General features: G+C 36.8%; 13 protein-coding genes, 1 pseudogene and 1 other annotated feature. All 14 genes and pseudogenes read left to right on the forward strand.

All coding sequences use genetic code 11. The features are described 5' to 3' along the window. Positions 1 to 58 precede the first annotated feature (58 nt). Positions 59 to 841 (forward strand): RNA polymerase sporulation sigma factor SigG, encoded by a 783-nt coding sequence (gene sigG / locus HLX49_RS04030; RefSeq protein ID WP_077704314.1) that lies wholly within the window; start codon positions 59 to 61, stop codon positions 839 to 841. A gap of 425 nt (positions 842 to 1,266) precedes the next feature. Beyond that, positions 1,267 to 1,533, forward strand: a complete 267-nt coding sequence (locus HLX49_RS04035) for a YlmC/YmxH family sporulation protein (RefSeq protein WP_101934038.1) — start codon at positions 1,267 to 1,269, stop codon at positions 1,531 to 1,533. Between the two features lie 211 nt (positions 1,534 to 1,744). Continuing rightward, positions 1,745 to 2,554: a peptidoglycan editing factor PgeF gene (gene pgeF / locus HLX49_RS04040; RefSeq protein WP_077704308.1), complete on the forward strand. Its 810-nt coding sequence runs from the start codon at positions 1,745 to 1,747 to the stop codon at positions 2,552 to 2,554. Between the two features lie 27 nt (positions 2,555 to 2,581). After that, entirely contained in the window at positions 2,582 to 3,250 is a 669-nt protein-coding gene (locus HLX49_RS04045; protein WP_077704305.1) for a YggS family pyridoxal phosphate-dependent enzyme, read from the forward strand. Positions 3,251 to 3,254: 4 nt separating this feature from the next. Then, positions 3,255 to 3,680, forward strand: coding sequence for a cell division protein SepF (locus HLX49_RS04050; protein ID WP_077704302.1), 426 nt, complete (start codon positions 3,255 to 3,257; stop codon positions 3,678 to 3,680). A 7-nt stretch (positions 3,681 to 3,687) separates the two neighbouring features. Further along, on the forward strand, positions 3,688 to 3,951 hold the full coding sequence (locus HLX49_RS04055; RefSeq protein ID WP_077704299.1) for a YggT family protein: 264 nt from the start codon (positions 3,688 to 3,690) through the stop codon (positions 3,949 to 3,951). 89 nt (positions 3,952 to 4,040) lie between these two features. Further along, positions 4,041 to 4,820: a YlmH family RNA-binding protein gene (locus HLX49_RS04060; protein ID WP_367112722.1), complete on the forward strand. Its 780-nt coding sequence runs from the start codon at positions 4,041 to 4,043 to the stop codon at positions 4,818 to 4,820. Positions 4,821 to 5,083: 263 nt separating this feature from the next. Next, positions 5,084 to 5,587 carry a DivIVA domain-containing protein gene (locus HLX49_RS04065; RefSeq protein ID WP_077704292.1) on the forward strand — a complete coding sequence of 168 codons (504 nt, stop codon included), beginning with the start codon at positions 5,084 to 5,086 and terminating at the stop codon, positions 5,585 to 5,587. A 98-nt stretch (positions 5,588 to 5,685) separates the two neighbouring features. Continuing rightward, positions 5,686 to 5,906: a binding site (T-box leader), on the forward strand. 162 nt (positions 5,907 to 6,068) lie between these two features. After that, positions 6,069 to 8,825 (forward strand): isoleucine--tRNA ligase, encoded by a 2,757-nt coding sequence (ileS, locus tag HLX49_RS04070; RefSeq protein WP_077704289.1) that lies wholly within the window; start codon positions 6,069 to 6,071, stop codon positions 8,823 to 8,825. A 127-nt stretch (positions 8,826 to 8,952) separates the two neighbouring features. After that, positions 8,953 to 9,432, forward strand: a pseudogene (lspA, locus tag HLX49_RS04075) (signal peptidase II); the annotation flags it as partial. Further along, positions 9,429 to 10,340 (forward strand): RluA family pseudouridine synthase, encoded by a 912-nt coding sequence (locus HLX49_RS04080; RefSeq protein WP_077704284.1) that lies wholly within the window; start codon positions 9,429 to 9,431, stop codon positions 10,338 to 10,340. The pseudogene lspA and the gene HLX49_RS04080, both read left to right, overlap by 4 nt. 230 nt (positions 10,341 to 10,570) lie before the next feature. Then, positions 10,571 to 11,116 (forward strand): bifunctional pyr operon transcriptional regulator/uracil phosphoribosyltransferase PyrR, encoded by a 546-nt coding sequence (gene pyrR / locus HLX49_RS04085; protein ID WP_077704281.1) that lies wholly within the window; start codon positions 10,571 to 10,573, stop codon positions 11,114 to 11,116. 570 nt (positions 11,117 to 11,686) lie between these two features. Continuing rightward, positions 11,687 to 12,625, forward strand: a complete 939-nt coding sequence (locus tag HLX49_RS04090; RefSeq protein ID WP_296360887.1) for an aspartate carbamoyltransferase catalytic subunit — start codon at positions 11,687 to 11,689, stop codon at positions 12,623 to 12,625. Next, a partial coding sequence (locus tag HLX49_RS04095; protein WP_296360883.1) for a dihydroorotase occupies positions 12,570 to 13,345 on the forward strand: 776 nt, incomplete at its 3' end. The genes HLX49_RS04090 and HLX49_RS04095, both read left to right, overlap by 56 nt.

Below are 13,345 nucleotides of genomic sequence, written 5' to 3' on the forward strand. Positions count from 1 at the left end.
CTCTATTACGGAGATACTGTCCATGAACAGCATCACCAACTGGGAGGGTTGAACATAAATGACGAGACATAAGGTTGAAATATGTGGTGTTGATACATCAAAATTACCCGTATTAAAGAACGAAGAAATGCGGAAACTGTTTAAAAAAATGCAGGAGGAAGATGATTTAGCTGCTCGTGAAGAGTTGGTAAATGGAAATCTAAGACTAGTTCTAAGTGTAATACAACGGTTTAATAATCGAGGAGAATACGTTGATGATTTGTTTCAAGTGGGCTGCATCGGATTAATGAAATCCATTGATAATTTTGATTTATCCCATAATGTTAGATTTTCCACTTATGCTGTTCCGATGATTATTGGGGAAATCAGAAGATACTTACGAGATAATAATCCCATTCGTGTATCAAGATCCTTACGTGATATTGCGTATAAAGCATTGCAGGTGAGAGAAAATTTAATAAGCAAGACTTCAAAAGAACCAACTCCAATGGAAATAGCAGAAGAATTGGGGATTCCCCACGGAGAAGTCGTTTTTGCTTTAGATGCGATTCAAGACCCTGTATCTTTGTTTGAACCAATATATAATGATGGTGGGGATCCTATCTATGTCATGGATCAAATAAGTGATGACAAGGAAAAAGACTCCACTTGGCTGGACAAATTATCTTTAAAGGAAGGGATGCACCAATTAAATGATCGAGAAAAAATGATTTTAAACAAGCGCTTTTTTCAAGGAAAGACGCAAATGGAAGTTGCTGATGAAATAGGAATCTCACAAGCCCAAGTGTCTCGGTTGGAAAAGGCAGCTATTAAACAAATGAACAATGAAATGTTTGAATAGAACTGTTCTTTCATGGGGGTTCAAACCATGATGGTTTGTTAATCCGAAAGAAGGGTGTAACCTAAAGTCCTCCTCAACAATCTGAACATCGTGCTGTTGACACTATTTAACGACGCTCATTATCAGCTTATGAAGGGGCTTGCGGTAACTTTATAATATTAAAAAAGTAGAAGAGAAGATAAACTTGATCTCTCTTCTATTTTTTTGCATAATAGAAAAACTTAGGTGTAAGAGAAACTGCAGCTTTTTCTCTAAAGGCTTGGCGATATGTCAAGTCTTTCTCATGTGGTAGACTTCTTTCTCATTCAGTAATAAATGTACAGATTTAAATAAGAAATAAAGAAAGAATGCATTGATTTAGCATATATATAATTATTAGAGGTTGTTGAACTGATGAAAAAAAGCATGTTGAGAGAGGTGGAAAGATGGTTAGGTTATCAGAACTGCAAGTAAAAGAGGTTATTATTATGGATAGTGGAAGGAAACTTGGTCATATACATGATTTAGAAATAGATACAAAGTTGGGGAAAATAGCTGCTATTATTGTTATTCCAAGGGATAAGAAAGGCGGTCTATTTGGAAAATCCGAGGAATTAGTGATTGACTGGCAACAAATAATACGAATTGGTACCGATGTTATTCTTGTAAAAGAAGCGGAAAAGCCAGCATTATATTATAACTCAAGCACATAAATTTAAAATAGAAAACGTTTTTCTTGCAATATGGAAAGTACAAGATTTTTGGTAATAGTATATGAAAAAAAGCTTTCACCATAAGACTTGGCAACAAGCCAAGTTTTTCTAACCATTTCATACAGTTAAAATAATGTAACATAAGACGTTAAAAATTAAATGCAATTTATGATAAAATATATCATGATTAGGATTTATAGGAGGTGCTATATTGAGTGACGTCTTTCATTCATTGCAAACAACGTATTTACATATAGAGAAATGGCAACGATTAAACGAACGAATTGTAGCTGGATTTACAACTAAAAAAGATGGGGTTAGCGATGGGAGCTATACATCCTTAAATGTCGGTTTCCATGTAGACGATTTGTCAAAGAATGTATTATTGAACAGGGAACGTATTGCACGTAATGTTCGATTCCCTTTGGAGAACTGGGTATGTGGCCAGCAAGTACATCAAACAAATATTCATTTTGTTCGTCCATCAGATAAGGGAAAAGGTGCTCAAAATTATCATTCTGCCATAAAGGGAGTTGACGGTCTCATTACTAATCACTCTAATATCATGTTATCGGCTTTTTTTGCAGACTGTGTCCCACTATATTTTTATGATCCTGTAACATCTTTTATTGGAATTGCTCATGCTGGATGGAAAGGAACGGTTCACCAAATGGCCAAGCATATGGTCGAAAAGTTACAACGATATGGAGTTGAGAGAGAAAATTTACTTGTTACCGTAGGACCATGCATTTCGAAAATGTGTTATGAAGTGGATGCACATGTAGTAAATCAAATCCCCACAATTTTTAAAGCAAACGTAGTTGATACAAAGGCAGAAAACCGTTACTTACTAGATTTGAAACAATTAAATGTAGATATCCTTTTACAATCAGGGGTATTACGTAATAATATAGATGTAACAAATTACTGCACATATCGCGATGAAACACTTTTTTTCTCACATCGCAGAGATCATGGGGAAACAGGGCGAATGTTAGGTTTTATTGGCTTTTTACCATGACAACATGAGAGGAGAGAATAAGCAACAATGGACGTAGCAAGCAATTTACAAACGATTCAGGAAAATATTGCGCATGCTTGTCAGGCATGTCAGCGAAAAAAAGAGGATATTACCATCATAGCAGTGACGAAATATGTTACAATAGAGCGAGCAGAAGAAACGCTACAAGCAGGGATTACTGATCTTGGAGAAAACCGTTTGGAAGGCTTTTTAGAAAAATATAACCATTTTCATGGTCGAGCTAATTGGCATTTCATTGGAACGTTACAGTCAAGAAAAGTGAAAGATGTCATTAACCATATTGATGTATTGCATTCGTTAGATCGGATTTCTTTAGCGAAAGAAATTGAGAAACGAGCCAATAAACAGATTGACTGTTTTATTCAAGTAAATGTTAGTGGAGAAGAATCAAAACATGGTGTGCGTCCTGAACAGTTATTTACCTTTATTGAAAACTTAAAAACGTATTCAAAAATACGGGTAATTGGCTTGATGACTATGGCACCACATATTAAAGATGAGGCAAGATTGAGAAGTATTTTTCGTCATTTAGCTACATTACGTAATGACATTCAAATGCAAAATTTGATACACGCTCCTTGTAACTTTTTGTCTATGGGGATGAGTAATGATTATACAATTGCTGTGGAAGAAGGTGCTACTCATATACGAGTTGGTACAAACTTAGTGGGGTGAGGTAATGAGTATAAAAAATAAGCTGAAGAATTATTTCACAATGGAAGATGAATATGAATACGAATATGTAGATGCTGACCAGTTTGAGGCTGAGCAAGCACTACCAAAAGACAAACCTAAAAACGTAGTAAACCTTACAAGTGTGAATAATCCAACTTCTAAAGTTGTTTTATGTGAGCCAAGAACGTATAGCGAGGCACAGGAAATTGCTGATAATATTGTGAACCGTCGTGCAGTGGTAATTAATTTACAACGCATGGAGAACCAACAGGCAATGCGCATCGTCGATTTTTTAAGCGGAACGGTGTATGCTGTTAACGGAGACATTCAAAAACTTGGAGCAAAAACATTCCTATGTACACCTGATAATGTGAATGTTACTGGTTCCATTACAGATACACTTGAAGAAGAATACGGTAAAGGATGGTAATGGATACATGCAAGAAATTTTTCAAATAATAAATATGGCTTTTACGGTTTATACATTTGCATTAATTATTTATATATTCATGTCCTGGTTTCCAGGCGCTCGTGAATCGGCATTCGGTGAAGTTTTGACTAAAATTTGTGAACCATATTTAGAAGTGTTTCGTAAATTTATACCACCACTAGGAATGATAGATTTTTCTCCAATTGTTGCGATCATTGTTTTAAGATTTGCTCAAGGCGGTTTACAGCAATTGTATTGGATGTTAATCTAAGCTACTCGTGAAATGGTGAATGCAATCTGAAAGTGGAATTGCGACTATTTTTCGTGAACTATTTTTATGATATTTGTTTAGGAGTTTCGATGATGGAATTATATCAACATTTTCGTAAAGAGGAAGAAGCTTTTATTGATCAGATTCTGTCTTGGAAAGAGCAAGTAGAACGAACGTATCAACCTAAGTTGACTAACTTCCTTGACCCTCGAGAGCAACAGCTAGTTACCATACTTATTTCGACGAAGGATAGTGATGTTAACTTGTTGTTTAATGGTGGTCATAAATTTGCCGAACGCAAGCGGGCTGTGATTGCACCATTATATGAAGATATACAAGCGGTGGATACGGGATTAACCTTACTCGAAGGCCATTTTCCTGATAAATTCATACATTTATCCCATCGTGATGTAATGGGAGCTTGCCTGTCGCTCGGTTTAAAACGACAGATACTAGGGGATATTGTGGTAGACAATGGACTCGTTCAATTGGTAGTTGCTTCAGAAATAGCCCTCTATGTAAAGTCTCACTTAACTAAGATAAAGCATGCCTCTGTCAAGTTGGAAGAACGTCCCTTAAATGAATGGAACATAAGAGAACCTATTTGGCTAGAACAAGAAACAACTGTTTCTTCATTAAGACTCGATGTTGTGGTGAAGGAAGCTTATCGTTTATCGAGAAAAGAAGCAACTGAATATATTAAAAAGCTATCGGTTAAAGTAAATTATAAACTTGTAGATGATGTGTCATTTACGCTCCAAGCAGGAGATGTCCTTTCATTGCGAGGAAAAGGAAGGAGTAAATTAGTAAATGTGCGAGGCCGATCAAAAAAAGATAAGCAAAAAATTACATTAGCACGATTAAAATGAGACACAACCTCTTGATTTCTATGTAAGATGTCATGCTAAAATTTCTTTATTATGCCATTAAATATAGAAATAAGTGTAGCTTTCTATAAAATTTTGCAGGAATTAAGTAGTTTTTGTTGAAATGAATAGTGTATAATAAACATTAGTGAACGAAAGATCATGGTTGAAGTGAAGTTTTTTATTTGAACGAATCGTTATTTTAGCAATGTACATTGTGTAAAAGGTAAAGGTAAATGAGATATAGTAAATAGGAGGTGGCGATCGTGCCATTAACACCACTCGATATTCATAACAAAGAATTCACTAAAAAGTGGAAAGGTTATGATGAAGATGAAGTAAATGAATTCCTTGATCAAGTGATTAAAGATTATGAAATGGTAATTAGGGAAAAAAATGATCTGCAAGAACAAGTAAATCAATTGAATCAAAAAATAGGACATTTTACCAATATTGAGGAGACGCTTAATAAATCTATTCTAATTGCGCAAGAAACCGCAGAAGAACTAAAAGGAAATGCTTCAAAAGAATCTAAGTTAATTATTAAAGAAGCAGAAAAAAATGCAGATCGAATTATTAATGAGGCTTTAACAAAGTCTCGTCGTATATCTATGGATGTAGAAGAATTAAAGAAGCAGGCGAAAGTTTTTCGAACTCGTCTGAAAATGCTTGTAGAAGCGCAGTTAGATATGATTGAAACAGATGATTGGGATCAATTATTTGATTCAGAGCTAGGAGAGGACCTTGAATTGGAAGAAAGCGAAACGTAAATCTTGACGGTTTTTTATTTTTTACATATAATTCATACACAGAACTGTTTTTCTGTTCGATGAAGTGCTCATTATATATTAAACTTAAATAAGAATACAACAAAGCATGGAAAGAGAGAGTATAAAAGCATGAACTGATTTAGCGAGTCAGCGGATGGTGGGAGCCTGATACAGTCGGACTTTTAGAAAATCACTCTTGAGTTGTCGTTATGAACAAATAGTAATAATGACCGGTTATTCCCGTTATCGATGTCGAGTGAATATGGAGAGTATTTCCCATATTTATAAGGGTGGTACCGCGAGTCTTCTCGTCCCTTGAGGGATTGAGAGGATTTTTTTGTTTAGAAAAGCAGACAATTTCGTGGAAAAATGAAGTTTTATAATCCAAGTTTGTCTGATATTGGGTCACGATGTGAATGACTTCATAATTAAAAGTATGATGAAGCATTTAATAACAACACCTTAAAGGAGGAAGGCAATAATGGAATATAAAGAAACATTATTAATGCCGAAAACCGCGTTTCCAATGCGTGGTAATTTACCAAATAAAGAGCCAAATCGACAAGCAGATTGGGACGAAAACAAACTATATGAAAAAAGCTTGGAACGGACAAAAGGACGCCCAACGTTTATTTTGCATGATGGACCACCATATGCGAATGGGGATTTGCATATCGGTCATGCATTGAACAAAATCTTAAAAGATTTTATTATTAGATATAAGTCTATGAGTGGCTATTACGCACCATATGTTCCTGGTTGGGATACACATGGATTGCCTATTGAAACAGCATTGACAAAGAAGAAAAAAATCAATCGTAAAGCGTTAAGCATTGCTGAATTTCGTAAGCTCTGTGAAGAATACGCGTTAAAGCAGGTGGATAATCAGCGTAATCAATTTAAAACATTAGGAATTCGCGGGGATTGGAACAACCCATATATTACGTTAACAAAGGATTATGAAGCAGCACAAATAAAAGTGTTTGGAGAGATGGCTAAAAAAGGCTATATTTATAAAGGACTTAAGCCAGTTTATTGGTCACCTTCTTCAGAGTCTGCTTTAGCCGAAGCTGAGATAGAATACCATGATAAACGATCTCCGTCTATTTACGTTGCCTTTGAAGTAACGGATGGGAAAGGACTGCTAAATGCAGGAGACAAGTTGATTATTTGGACAACTACGCCTTGGACGATTCCTGCTAACTTAGGAATTAGTTTACATCCAGAATTGGAGTACATTGTTGTAGCAGTAGATAAAGAAAGGTATGTTATCGCACATGCATTGTTAGAAACCGTAGCTGAAGAGCTAGGGTGGGAAGCTTATCAAATAGAAAAAACATTTCGTGGTGAACAAGCGGAACATATTTTAACGAAACACCCATTTTACGATCGATCTTCGCTTGTGATGCTTGGTGATCACGTTACTACGGATACTGGAACAGGCTGTGTACACAATGCTCCTGGACATGGGGAAGAAGACTTTTATGTAGCGAAAAAGTACGGTATTGATGCTTTATGTCCTGTTGATGAAAAAGGGGTGTTTACAGACGAAGCACCAGGATTTACTGGGCTTTTCTATGATAAGGCGAATAAACTGATTACGGAAAAGTTAGAAGAAACTGGGGCTCTGTTAAAATTACAATTTATTACCCATTCTTATCCGCATGACTGGCGGACGAAGAAACCAACTATTTTCCGAGCAACGTCACAATGGTTTGCGTCCATTAAAGACTTTCGCCAAACTATTTTAGAAGAAATTAAAAATATTCAATGGTACCCACAGTGGGGAGAGACAAGATTATATAACATGGTAAGAGATCGTGAAGATTGGTGTATATCCAGACAACGTGCTTGGGGTGTTCCAATTCCGGTTTTTTATGGGGAAGATCGTACGCCAATTATCACAGATGAAACGATTAGCCATGTATCCGAACTGTTTAAAGAGCATGGGTCAAATATTTGGTTTGAATGGGAAGCAAAAGATTTATTACCAAAAGGGTTCACCTCAGAGAATAGTCCAAACGGCATTTTTACAAAGGAAATGGATATTATGGACGTTTGGTTTGACTCTGGTTCTTCTCATGAAGCTGTATTAATTGGTAGAGATGATCATCATCGTCCAGCGGATGTATATTTAGAAGGAAGCGATCAATATCGTGGTTGGTTTAACTCGTCCTTATCCACATCTGTAGCTGTGACAGGAAAAGCGCCATATAAATCGGTAATTAGTCATGGCTTTGCACTTGATGGTGATGGTCGTAAAATGAGTAAATCTTTAGGAAATGTCATTCAACCTACTAAAGTGCAGAAGCAGCTTGGTGCTGATATTTTACGTCTGTGGGTATCATCTGTAGATTATCAAGCAGATGTTCGTATTTCAGATGACATTTTAAAACAAATCTCAGAAGCATATCGTAAAATTCGTAATACGATTCGTTTTATGCTTGCAAACCTTAGTGATTTTCAACCATCAACGGATCGTGTTCCATATGCTGATTTGGAAGAAGTAGATCAATACATGCTACATCGGTTGAAGAAATTAGTTGCCGGCGTAAGGGAAAATTATGACAACTATGAGTTTTCACCAATTTTCCATCAAATTCATAATTTCTGTGCTGTTGATTTAAGCTCATTTTATTTGGACTTTGCTAAAGATATACTTTACATTGAACAAGCGGATAATAAGCGTAGACGAAGTATTCAAACAGGTTATTATGAAATATTAACAGCGATTGTTAAGTTATTGACACCTATCATTCCACATACTGCAGAAGAAGTGTGGGAGTATATTCCTGAAACAGAAGCAGATTGGGTTCAGTTAACAGATATGCCGGAACCAGATGAAATGAATGAATGGAATGAAGTAGCTGAAAAATGGGATCATTTTATGCTTGTTCGTGATGATGTCTTGAAAGCTTTAGAAGAAGCAAGAAATGAAAAAGTGATTGGTAAATCATTAGAAGCTAAATTAACGATCATTTCAAAAGATGTAAAAACCAAAGAAGTATTACAAGCGATGGGTCATCTTCACCAGTACTTTATTGTTTCAGAAGTAAACCTAGCGGAAACAAGCGAGCATGCTAAGGTGTATACGCATGTCGATGTGTATGTAGAGAAGCATCCTGGAGAAAAATGTGAGCGTTGCTGGGTTGCCTCCAATACCGTTGGAGAAGACGCAGAACACCCAACACTTTGTACCCGTTGTGCAGATGTAGTGAAAAACCTTACATCGATTTAATATAAAAAAGGTTAAACTCCTTCTCGGGGGTTTAACCTTTTTTACACCAGTACGAAAGTCGTAAATATATTGCTATTTTTGCTTGTAACGTTTACCATTAAACTAAAGTTTAAAACAAAATTTCGGAGGAAAGAACATGTATTGGTATTATATAATTGCACTATTAATTATTGTACTTGATCAGGCTAGTAAATGGCTAATAGTGACGAGAATGGAATTGGGAGAGCAGATCACCCTGATAGAGAATTTCTTCTACATTACTTCCCATCGTAATATAGGGGCTGCTTGGGGAATACTAGAAGGACAAATGACCTTCTTTTATATTGTTACGGTGATTGTTGTAGCTGTCGTTGTCTATTACATACAAGCATATGCAAAAGAGAGTAAACTATTAGGAATAGCATTAAGTTTTGTATTGGGAGGTGCGATTGGTAACTTTATTGATCGCTTGTTTCGCAAAGAGGTAGTCGATTTTTTTGACTTTATTATCCTTGGTTATGATTTCCCGATTTTTAATATAGCAGATGCCAGTTTAGTCGTAGGCGTTTTTTTCATAATCATTACTATGTTTCTTGAAGAACGAAAGAAAGGGAAAATAGCATCATGACAAAGAATAAATATATTGTTGGTGAACATGAGCATAAAACACGCGTTGATAAGTTGTTAGCCGAGCAAAATAATAATGTTTCTCGTTCACGTGTACAATCATGGATTGAAGAAGCTTATGTTACGGTAAATGGTGCATGCATAAAACCAAATTATAAATGTCAGCAGGGTGATCGGATTGAATGGATGGTTCCAGAGACACAACCTTTATCATTAATACCAGAAGCCATTGATTTGGATATTGTTTATGAAGATAAGGATATTTTAGTCGTAAATAAACCTAAGGGGATGGTTGTCCATCCTTCTGCTGGTCATCAGAGTGGGACGTTAGTGCATGCTTTACTTTATCATTGTACCGATTTATCTGGAATAAATGGAGTAGAAAGGCCCGGCATCGTTCATCGGCTTGACAAGGATACGAGTGGATTACTTGTAGTAGCAAAGCATGATGAGGCGCATCAACAGTTGGCTAATCAGTTAGTTCAAAAAACAATGAAGCGAACATATCAAGCCATTGTGCACGGGCAAATTCCTCATGAAAAAGGATTAATAGAAGCTCCCATTGGCAGAGACCCGAAAGATAGGCAAAAAATGGCTGTTGTTGACAATGGTAAGCAAGCTATCACGCATTTCCGCGTCCTTCAATCTTACCAAGATTTTTCTCATGTGGAATGTCAATTAGAGACAGGAAGAACGCATCAAATACGTGTTCATATGAAGTATATCGGTTATCCGATTGTAGGAGATCCTAAATATGGCCCAAGAAAAACATTGCCTACAAATGGGCAAGTATTGCATGCCAAAGAGCTACGCTTTAACCATCCAATCCAGAATGAAGAAATGCATTTTACTACAGATTTACCGATTTATTTTCAGGATTTGCTTGTTTATATTCAAAAAATGTATTGACAAATGAAACGTAATTTGCCATACTTACAAAGAAGAATTAAATAGCTCCTTTAAAACATAGTCCAGTGAGGCTAAAAAGGTTACGGAATGACTCTAGAACAGTAGGCCCTTTTTCCTCATGGATAAAAGGGCTTTTTGTATGTCGTCGTCATACTCGGAGCATATTGAGTCCCGAATGAGAAAAGCAGTATGGAGTGGAAACAACTAATTAAAATGGGACGGTGAAAAAGATGAAGAAAAAAGCAGATTTACTTGATGCATCAGCAATTAATCGAGCGTTAACGAGAATTGCCCATGAAATATTAGAGAAAAATAAGGGCGGAGAAGATTTGGTCCTTGTTGGTATAAAAACACGAGGTGTACCAATCACGAAACGTTTGCAAAAAAAGATTAACCAAATTGAAAACATGGAAGTGCCAGTCGGTGATCTTGATATTACATTATACCGAGATGACTTGGATAAAGCGATTGAAGGAGAAGATCCAGATCTAAAGGCAACTCACATTTCAACGGATATCAATGGCAAAAAAGTAGTATTAATTGATGATGTTCTATATACAGGAAGAACTGTACGGGCAGCAATGGATGCGGTTATGGATATTGGAAGACCAGCACAAATTCAATTAGGTGTTTTGGTTGACAGAGGCCATCGTGAGCTTCCAATACGCGCTGACTATGTAGGAAAGAATATCCCTACCTCCGAAAAAGAAATCATTATGGTAAAGCTTGAAGAAATTGATGGGACTGCAGACACAGTTTCTATATACGAAAAATAAACATTTTGACTAAACCTTTAATCAGGTACGAGAGATCTGAAAGGTTGTCCAAGATAATACGTGTATACACTACACGTTTACCTCTTTGCGACCTTTTAGCGCAAAGAGGTTTTTTTATACTATAGGAAAGTATGAAAGTTTAAAGGTTTAGATAAGAAAAACTACAGCATTCGCCATAAGACGTGGCGACAAGAAAAAAAGATAAGGAAGTTAAAGTGAGGTGCTGGTGAACATGGAAATAACCGAACAGCCACGTCCGTCTCCATCGCCCAGCAACGAGGTGACTTCACGAATTCCCTACGATAAGTCATCATCTCATCATTTCGTCGCTAAGAGGAAGACCGACTAAAAACGGGCTTGCCGCACGACGTCGGTATACCCCATTTGCAGGGGCATGATTCCTAAATCTTTAGTTGATTCGTTCCATTCGCTACGTTGCTAAACGGACGCTTACGCCTTTAATCTACACTAATTGTTTGTTCAAAAGGATTCAAAATAAAATATCACTACTAATTGCTTAAAAAACAACAAAGTTTGTTTCAAATATAACAAAAGGAGTGAAGAAAAATGGTGCGACATTTTATTTCATTAGATGACTGGACAGAAACGGAAATTATGAGTTTTTTACAATTAGCGGAGCATTATCGTGAATCTTCATTTCATATCGATCAGCAACTATTTGCAGCAAATTTATTCTTTGAACCGAGTACTCGGACAAAGATGAGCTTTAACGTTGCACAGCGCAAATTAGGGTTGGATATTCTAGACTTTAATAAGGAGTTTTCTAGTACGCAAAAAGGAGAGTCGCTATACGATACAGCTAAAACGTTTGAGGCTATTGGTGCCAATCTGTTAATTATTCGCCATCAGGATGATTGTTGGATGGATGAACTAAGGGGTAATTTATCCATTCCAATCATTAACGCAGGAGCAGGGAAGAAAGAACATCCAACGCAATGTTTATTAGATTTACTAACGATTTATCAAGAGTTTCATCGATTTAAAGGAATAAAAATAGCCATTGCGGGGGATATTTCACATAGCCGCGTAGCCAAATCGAATGCGTATACGTTACAAAAAATGGGTGCCAATGTGTATTTAACTGCCGCTGAAGGGTGCAAAGACTATGCGCTGCCGTTTCCTTATATATCTATGGACGAAGCCGTAGAGATGACGGATGTACTTATGCTATTACGCATTCAGCATGAAAGACATCAAATAGCGTATGACAAAACAACAAGCTATTTAGACAAATATGGCTTAACGAAGCAACGTGAAAAAAGAATGCAATCACATGCTATTCTTCTTCATCCGGCGCCAATAAATCGAAATGTGGAAATTGATACGGATTTAGTAGAGTGTGAGCGCTCAAGGATTTTTAAGCAAATGAATAATGGTGTTTATGCAAGAATGGCAATTATGAGCAGTGTACTAAAAGAATGGGGGATCATGGATGAAAAAATTAGTGAAAAACATCAAACATCTTTTACCTACGGGGGAGTTAGTTAAAAGAGATATTCTGATTGAAAATGATAAGGTAAAGAAAATAGCTTTTGCCATAGAAGAACAGACCGACATGGAAATAGACGGAAATGGACGATTGGCTCTTCCTGGATTCGTTGATGTCCACATCCATTTACGTGAGCCCGGAGGTGAACATAAGGAGACCATTCTTACAGGAACGAAGGCAGCTGCTCGAGGTGGATACACTACTGTTTGTGCGATGCCAAACACGAATCCTGTTCCTGATGAAGTTGAGACAGTTCAAAAATTGCAACAAAGAATCGAGGATGACGCTGTCGTTCGTGTTCTTTCCTATGCGGCAATTACGAAGCAACTGCATGGTAAAGAACTAACAGATATTCCTGCATTAGCGCAGGGTGGTACTTTTGCGTTTACAGACGATGGTGTCGGAGTCCAAACAGCTGATTTAATGCTTCAAGCAATGAAACTTGCAAAGGCGCAAAATAAAGCAATTGTTGCTCATTGTGAAGATAATTCCATTGTTTATGGTGGTGTAGTCCATGATGGGGAAGTGAGTAAACGATTAAATGTTCCTGGTATTCCATCTCTAGCTGAGTCTGTGCAAATTGCTAGAGATGTACTGCTGGCAGAGGCCACGGGTTGCCATTATCACGTATGTCACGTTAGTACAAAAGAGTCTGTACGAATAATTCGAGATGCAAAAAGAGCTGGAATTCGTGTAACAGCGGAGGTAACACCACATCA

The sequence above is a fragment of the Virgibacillus sp. genome (assembly GCF_013393565.1).
GTDB classification, from domain to species: domain Bacteria; phylum Bacillota; class Bacilli; order Bacillales; family Amphibacillaceae; genus Virgibacillus; species Virgibacillus dokdonensis.